Source organism: Kordiimonas sp. (assembly GCF_048260245.1).
Lineage (GTDB): Bacteria > Pseudomonadota > Alphaproteobacteria > Sphingomonadales > Kordiimonadaceae > Kordiimonas.
In genome coordinates this window covers 83342-90867 of record NZ_JBLXGZ010000013.1, presented here as the reverse complement: position 1 = coordinate 90867, position 7526 = coordinate 83342, and the positions used below count along the sequence as shown (strand labels likewise).

General features: G+C 55.6%; 6 protein-coding genes and 1 tRNA gene. All 7 read right to left on the bottom strand.

The genetic code is table 11. From position 1 onward, the window contains the following. Positions 1–384: 384 nt before the first annotated feature. The gene (locus tag ACN0VM_RS09155; RefSeq protein WP_417450570.1) at positions 385–648 is read right to left on the bottom strand and encodes a hypothetical protein; all 264 of its coding nucleotides are present in this window, start codon (positions 646–648) and stop codon (positions 385–387) included. A gap of 12 nt (positions 649–660) precedes the next feature. After that, positions 661–1647: a DUF1835 domain-containing protein gene (locus tag ACN0VM_RS09150; protein ID WP_417450569.1), complete on the bottom strand. Its 987-nt coding sequence runs from the start codon at positions 1645–1647 to the stop codon at positions 661–663. Positions 1648–1805: 158 nt separating this feature from the next. After that, positions 1806–2468, bottom strand: coding sequence for a TonB family protein (locus ACN0VM_RS09145; protein WP_417450568.1), 663 nt, complete (start codon positions 2466–2468; stop codon positions 1806–1808). Between the two features lie 344 nt (positions 2469–2812). After that, a tRNA-Gln gene (locus tag ACN0VM_RS09140) sits at positions 2813–2887 on the bottom strand. Between the two features lie 110 nt (positions 2888–2997). Further along, positions 2998–3879, bottom strand: coding sequence for a 4-(cytidine 5'-diphospho)-2-C-methyl-D-erythritol kinase (locus tag ACN0VM_RS09135; RefSeq protein WP_417450567.1), 882 nt, complete (start codon positions 3877–3879; stop codon positions 2998–3000). After that, complete coding sequence (locus tag ACN0VM_RS09130) at positions 3876–5600, bottom strand: tetratricopeptide repeat protein (RefSeq protein WP_417450566.1); 1725 nt, start codon at positions 5598–5600, stop codon at positions 3876–3878. Before ACN0VM_RS09130 ends, ACN0VM_RS09135 begins: the two co-directional genes overlap by 4 nt. A gap of 21 nt (positions 5601–5621) precedes the next feature. Then, complete coding sequence (locus ACN0VM_RS09125) at positions 5622–7280, bottom strand: 4Fe-4S dicluster domain-containing protein (RefSeq protein ID WP_417450565.1); 1659 nt, start codon at positions 7278–7280, stop codon at positions 5622–5624. Positions 7281–7526: the final 246 nt, after the last annotated feature.

Below are 7526 nucleotides of genomic sequence, written 5' to 3'. Positions count from 1 at the left end.
GAGGTAAAGTGGATTGCCGCAACAGACCCGCCCCTGGACGGTCAGCGATAATCGCAAGCTGGTCGTCGCCCGATGCCGGAAGGATTCGTCACCCGACGGCTTGACCGGCGGACACGTGCCAGACACGGCCGCAAAGCTGATCCATGGATACGCTGATCAAGTCGGCGTATGACGAGGTAAAGTGGATTGCCAAAACAGAGCCGCCCCTGGACGGTCAGCGATAATCGCAAGCTGGTCGTCGCCCGATGCAGGAAGGATTCGTCACCCGACGGCTTGACCGGCGGGTCCATGCCGGATACAGGCGCAAAGCTGATCCATGGATACGCCGATCAAGTCAGCGTATGACGATGATTGAGGGATCAAGTCGGCGCATGGCGCACCCACTCAGCCCCGGCTTTTTTTTATCACCAGTGCGATGGAGCTTTCAGCGGCGAGGTTGCTTTCGTCCACCTGGTACCGGGCGTCAGGCTTTTGGGATTTGGCCAGCGAAAGGCACTGGATCGCCATATAAATCAGGCCGTCTGCATCGCCTTCGAGCCATACCTCACTATCGCGTGAACCTTTCATGATCTTGATTGAGGGATCAAAACCCGGTTCTTCCTCGCGCTCCTTGTAAATGCTGCGCAACTGCGCCAAAACGTCTTCCATCACTCTGTCCTTTTATCCATCTGTCAAAACAACCCTGCCCTTGGTGTCCCGGCGCCAATGCGCCTGACCCGGCGTGATTTTGATACCGCCAACAAAGCGAGGACCGGGCATATACGCAACCCAGTCTTCTTCCGTCATCAATATATGCTCGCCAAGCTCAGTCAGCCGCAAAACCCTGTCTGGCCAGCTTTCTGCATCTTTAACCACCTGTGCTGCACCGCCTTCAACCAATCGCCCAAGCTCATGCCAGTACATCATATCACCCAGATACGGCAGTGGTTCATAACGCAACATCAACTGGCCAAACATGGCGCCAGCCTTGGTGTCGTGCTTTTCCGCCAAAATGCGCAGGCTCAGGGTCTCCGTCAGGCTAAGGCCATGACGGGTTGAAGGCAATTCATCCAGGTGGCGGTTAAGTGCTTCGCGCATGGTGGGCACTGCGGGCGTGCCCGCCTTCACCAGCGCCAAAAGCGCTTCCGGGCCATCGGCGGTTAATGCCTGCCAGACCTCGGACCCCAATGCCTTCTGCTCCTTGCCCACGGCCGTCCGGCCTTGCCACACGCTGGCAAGGTCATCAGGCCCAAGCTGGCCAAGCCCGGTAAAGCGCGGCAACACAGGATAGTCATGCACACAGACAAGCTCAACCGGAGGCATATTCTGCTGAGCATTTATATGCCTGAGAATGTAGGCGAGAATAAGTTGGTCAAAATGGTCATGCTCGAACCAGAGCACAATATTGTCATACTCTCCGGCCCGTGACAGCGCCCCATAGCTTGCCTGCTGCCGCGCTATCACGTCCTCAAGCGGCAGATGATAAGCAGCGGCGATGAACCGCGCCCGCTCGTCCCTGAACGCTTCACCCGGCAGGTCATGCACCGGACCTTGGCAGAAAGGGTCTGAAAAATTGAGAAAATCACCTTCAAAACCGGCATCTCTGAGGCAAACCTCAATGTCGTTGCCGCATCTGATATGTAGGGTGTTGTTAAGATCGAGCGCCAAAGTGGCGTGCCCCCAAAAGCTTGTGTGTATACGCCTGCAGGGTGCCTGAAACGCGGCACGACCTCAAGGCATATCGGTTTGATTTTCAACAAAAAAAAAGAGGCGGTGGGAGGAACCGCCCCTTTTGAGTGTGGGAAGAGGAGAGGTTGAGAAGCGCCTTAGCGATTCTCTGCTATTTTGTAGACAACAGGCAGAACCAACTCGCCAGGCTCCTGCCCCGCAGGCAGGTTTGGCAGCTTGCCAAGGCGGCCAGTAACCCGCAACGCCTCAGCATCCAGTGCCTCATGACCCGACGACTGTGCGATTTGCTGTCCCGCAACGGTACCGTCAGCGCGAACGGTAAGACGAACCGTCACCCGGCCCTCGACGCCCTGATCGACAAGCGACGCTGGGTATGAAACATTGCTGGCAACGCGGCGGCGCACATTGTCACGCCAAGCTGTCAGGGCATCTTTCTTCGCCCGCCCTTCGACCTTGACCTTGTCCGCGAGACGGAAACTCAGCGGCAGCACAAAACTGCGCTTATCCGCCCCATCTTCCAACGCTGGCAACCGGCGCAGGTCACGCATCATGCGACGTGCGGCATTATCAAGCAGGTTTGAACCGGAAGATTGAACCACGTCATAACGGGTGACGGTTCCATCGCTGTTCATATCAACCCGCACCTTGACCGTACCTTCGATACCCATTTTGGCCGCACGGCCTGGGTAGTGGCTGACTTTCGCAAACTCTGAGCGAATTTCCTCGCTCCAAGCCTTTTCGCCGGTAGCCGGGTCCCCTGCCACTACCGGGAAAGCAACCGCCGAAATGACGAGTGGCATAACGGCTGACCTGAGAAGGTTGGACTTCAACATTTGGAAGGACAATGTCGGGAAAAACAATGCTGGGAAGGACATTTCAATTGCTCCTGAAACATAAACGCCGAAACACAAATTCTGGCGCATCTTGTTGCGCCATCACTATATGGCTCAGGTCTGTTTCAGGAATATCGCAGCCATGTGAAATAAACATTATCACGGCAGATCTGCTATGCGAAAAACGCATATCACACTACTTGAAAAAATGCACAAACATTGCGCAAATCATTCACAGATCTGGCTCAAAACGACCGTTTTGTTGCACACATCCTGCACAGGTTTTTGAAATATTATTTCAGGGGAGAGAGTGGCTGGGGCGGGAGGATTCGAACCTCCGCATGTCGATACCAAAAACCGATGCCTTACCGCTTGGCGACGCCCCAACTGGGTTGTGGCGCGGTTTTAATCAAACTGCCCCGACCTGTAAAGACCTTTTTTTGCGCTTTGTGGGAATTTTCCCCATATGCCGCGCCAGCGGTGCCACCCCGGGTGCCTAACGGGCAATCTCATCAGCCATAAACCACCATTCTGGCTTGTCTTTTTTTCCCTGAGCCAGCGCAGCCTCAGCAGCGGCCCTATCGCTGAAAAGCGCAAAACAGGTTGCACCGCTACCGGACATTCGCACCAGTTTCACACCCGGAATGGCGATCAGATAATCGAGCACCCGCTGGATATCTGCACATGCGCCAATAGCCGCTGCCTGTAACGAGTTTTTGGTTTGCTGAATGACGTTACATAATGATTGCCAAGGCTTGGCTGCCCCGGCCCCTGACGTATCAAACGGTGTGTTCGCCAAGCGGTAGGCCGCAAAAACAGCTGGAGTGGAAAGGGTTTTACCCGGGTTCACCAACAGCACACCTGCGGTAAAGCCAAGCTCAACCGGGGTCAGGTGCTCCCCTACCCCCTCGACATAAAGCGGGCTTCTGTGCAGGCAGGCAGGAACATCGGCCCCCAATCGCAAGGCGACATCTTCAAGCCGGTCGTTGGACCACCCAAGTTGCCAGAACTCGTTAAGCCCCAGCAAGGTCGCGGCGGCATCGGCTGACCCGCCGCCGATACCCGCAGCAACCGGGAGGTTCTTCTCCAGCGTGATGCTCACCGCGGGGTCTATACCAGCCGCAGCCGCCAGAACCCGCGCAGCCTTAACGACCAGATTATCCTCCCCGCCGTCCAGCCCGGCAGAGAATTGCCCACACTGCGAAAACACAAGGCCATCAGCAGCGCCAATGGTAATGACATCCCCGGCCCGGGTAAAAACAAACAGGCTTTCCAGCAAGTGAAAACCGTCATCCCGCCGGCCTGTGATATGCAGAAACAGGTTGATTTTGGCCGGTGCCGTTATACGTAAACCCTGGTTTTTGTCAGGCCCGCTCACGATAAGTCTGGCAGGCCCTGCTCAAGCTTTTGCAAAAGCTCGGGCCGTTCCGTGGCGTTCGGATTGTTGTCCAGCGCATGTCGCCACTGAAAGCGCGCCTCAATCTTGCGCCCCACCTGCCAATACGCATCTCCCAGATGATGATTGATGGTAGGGTCGTTGGGTTCGAGTTTGACGGCCTTCTCAAGCTGCGTGACTGCTTCAGCATATTCACCGGTCAGATAATGGACCCAACCAAGGCTATCAATTACAAAGCCGTCATCCGGCATTTTCTCCACAGCCTGCCGGATCATATCCTTGGCCCGATCGACATTTTGGCCACGGTCAATCCAGCTATAGCCAAGATAGTTGAGCACACTGGCTTCGCCGGGGTTCAGGCGCAGCGCAGTAATAAGGTCTGCCTCTGCCCTGTTCCAATCACCCAGACGTTCATAACAAACCCCTCGCGCAAAATAAACGAACCAGTCCCGGGCGTGCGGCTTCTGAATTTGGTCAATCACCTGCCCATAACGCACTGCCGCTTCGTCAAACAGTTCCTTTTCGCGCAACATGTCCGCCAGCGTCACAAGCAATGTATGATTTGTCGGGTCGTCGCGCAGGCCCGCACGCACCATAGCTTCTGCCGCGGCTACATCACCGGCCGTGCGCAAGGCACCGATACGTTTGATCTCAGCCAGTTCCCTGAGAGGGCTCATTTGCGGCACAGTGGCATAGGCACGGGCTGCCGCACCCGGTACATTAAGTTTCTCCAGCAGGTCACCCAGCATTATATATGTCTCGGCGACTTCCGGCATGAGATAGGACGCAAGCCGCAAATACACAACCCCCGCCTGCAGGGATTGCCCTTGGGCAAACTCTGTACCAAGACCGTAAAAAACCGCTCCTGCTGCCCCACGCGGATTTGAGGTATCCTGCGTTGGTTCATAGCCTGCGGTGACCCGCATACCCTCGCGCATGAGAAAGGCATTTTCGTTAAAGCGCTTGGTTTGTTCGCCCAGAAAGGCCCGTGCATCAACGGTATGGCCGGTTCGGTAGAGCATATAGGCATAAGCAATCATGGGCTGAAAGGAACTGGGCCTTTCCGCATTGGCGAGTTTCAGGAACGCCGTTTTTGCGCCGGCAAAGTCGCCCAGATGATCGAGAATATAAGCCCGGTGTTCCTCTCCGATACCGCTCAGCCGCGGGTCCGCCAACAGCGGCTCAAGCGCCGTCATCGCCTGGTCGCGGGCTCCTTCGGCGGCATAACTCCATGCCTCGAGGATCGGCGCGATCAAAAAGCCAAAGCCTGTATCCTTGCCCAGTGCCAATCGGGTACGCACCGCCTGCCAGTCCTGCCGCTTATATGCCTCCAGCACGTAGATTATGCGAATAAGGTCGTCGTCCGGCGCGTCTTCGCGCTTCAGCATGTCTGTCGCCACACGAGCGGCGTCATCCGTGCGCCCCGCATACAGCAGTTGGAAAAACGCCCGGTCCGCCACAAACTGGCTATCCGGGTCTGAGTTCAGGGCATCCAGATAATAACTGGCCGCTTTGGCATAATTGTCATCATGGTGTGCAAGGGTCGCAGCAACAAAAGGACCGTAAAAACTGGCCCCTTGGTCATGCTCCTCAAACTCACTGTACAAAGGGCCGCTAACAGGCGCTGTTGCCTGCCGCTTTGGCGCTTCCGCCACGCAGGCAGCCAGCGCCAAAGCCATAAGAATAGATGTAATAGGCTTCATTTTTGCCCTTTGCTTAACGCGCTACATATTCGGGTAGTTCGGGCCTCCGCCGCCCTCGGGCACCACCCAATTGATATTTTGTGTGATATCCTTGATATCACAGGTTTTACAGTGAACACAGTTCTGCGCGTTGATCTGCAGCTTTTTATTGCCGCTAACGCCTTCAATAAACTCATAGACACCAGCCGGGCAGTACCGCTGCTCTGGCCCTGCATATTCCTTGAGGTTAATCTCAACCGGCACTGTCGGGTCCTTGAGCGTCAGGTGGATCGGCTGGTCTTCCTCATGGTTGGTATTAGAAAGGAAAACCGACGAAAGTTTGTCAAAGGTAAGCTTGCCGTCAGGCTTTGGATAACTGATCGGCTTGGCGTTTGCCGCCTTTTTTGTCGCTTCGTTATCTTTGTGGCCATGTTTAAAGGTCCACGGCACGAGGAAACCAAGGCCGATATTGTTAAGCCACATGTCAAGCCCGGCATACAGCGTACCGAGGGTAACGCCGAATTTTGACAAGGCCGGACGCACGTTGCGAACGCGGTGCAGGTCTTTGTATATCCAGCTGTTCTTGAACGCTTCCTGATAGGATGTAAGCTCAACCTCACCTGCCGAACCTGCCGCCACCGCGTCAAACGCCGCTTCAGCCGCCAGCATGCCGGACTTCATGGCATTATGGCTACCCTTAATGCGCGGTACGTTCACGAAACCTGCCGCACAGCCAATAAGCGCCCCGCCAGGGAAACTCAGCTTCGGCACAGACTGCAGCCCACCTTCGTTGATCGCGCGCGCCCCATATGCCACACGACGCCCGCCTTCAAGAATTTCCTTCACTGCCGGGTGGTTCTTGAAGCGCTGCATCTCGTCAAATGGGGAGAGATACGGGTTCTGATAATCAAGCGTGACAACAAACCCGATTGCGATCTGATTGTTTTCCTGATGATAGATGAACCCGCCGCCTGCGTCTTCTGTCAACGGCCAGCCTTGACTGTGGATTACACGGCCCGGCTTATGCTTGGCGGGGTCTATATCCCAAAGTTCCTTGATGCCAATGCCATATGTCTGGTGTTCACTATCGGCACGCAGGTCAAATTTCTGTTCCAGCCCTTTGGTCAGCGAACCGCGGCAGCCTTCTGCAAACAAGGTATATTTGGCGTGCAGTTCCATACCGGGCTCATAACTTGGCTTGTGGCTACCATCGCGCGCCACACCCATATCACCGGTTGCCACCCCTTTGACACGGCCATCTTCATGGTACAGAACCTCAGCGCCGGCAAAACCGGGGTAAATCTCTACCCCCATAGCTTCTGCCTGTTCCGCCAGCCATCGCGTCAGGCTGCCAAGCGACAAAGTATACATGCCGTCATTTGACAAAAGCGGCGGCAGCATAAAGTGCGGAAACTCGGTCTTGCCGGTTTCTGACAAAATCCAGTGATGGTTTTCCGTCACCGGCGTGCTCATTGGTGCGCCTTTTTCCTGCCAGTCCGGGATCAGCTCATTGAGCGCGATCGGGTCAACCACAGCGCCCGACAGAATATGGGCGCCGACCTCAGAGCCCTTCTCGATCACGCAGACCATGAGTTCCTGCTCTTTTTCCTGAGCCAGTTGCATCAGCCTGATCGCGGCCGACAAGCCAGCGGGGCCACCGCCCACGATCACAACATCAAATTCCATGGATTCGCGTTCCATGCGCTGCTCCTTCAAACTTCCCTATTCCGTTTCCCCCGTACGGCTTATGCCGCCATGCGGGGTGTGTCGGAAACTGGACCACATGCACCAGATTTCAAGTGTTTATGCCTGTCTGCGCGCAAAACGTCAAACGGTTGCGGGGCTTTATTTTCATGCCAGAAGGCCACACGCCAGCATGCCGCGACGTCATCCCACCGCACAAAAGCCATCAAAAATTCAATGCAATTTTAAGCCTTTGCCTTGTAT